We start from the raw sequence: 251 nt of genomic DNA, 5'->3' as shown, positions 1-251 counted from the left end.
CGGCCCGAGCGGTGCAGGTACGTCTTGTACTCGTCGGGCGCATCGGCCTGGACGACCAGATCGATATCGTCGACATGGATGCCCCGGGCGGCGACATCCGTGGCGACGAGCACGCTCACGCGCCCCGACGTCAGACGCTCGAGGTTGCGCGTGCGCTTGGCCTGGTTCAGGTCACCGTGCAGTGAGACGGCCGGGATGCCGGCGTCGTCGAACTGCTCCGCGAGCATGTCGGCGTAGGCGCGGGTACGGGC

Annotated in this window: 1 protein-coding gene; it reads right to left on the bottom strand. The window is 69.3% G+C overall.

Features of this window, described 5'->3' with window-relative positions; genetic code table 11:
• On the bottom strand, positions 1-251 hold a 251-nt coding region (locus tag L687_RS0120950; RefSeq protein WP_031206762.1), incomplete at both ends, for a helicase-related protein.

The organism is Microbacterium maritypicum MF109 (assembly GCF_000455825.1).
Classification (GTDB): domain Bacteria; phylum Actinomycetota; class Actinomycetes; order Actinomycetales; family Microbacteriaceae; genus Microbacterium; species Microbacterium maritypicum_A.
The sequence above is the reverse complement of the archived record's forward strand: the minus strand, read 5'-3'. Positions and strand labels throughout refer to the sequence as shown.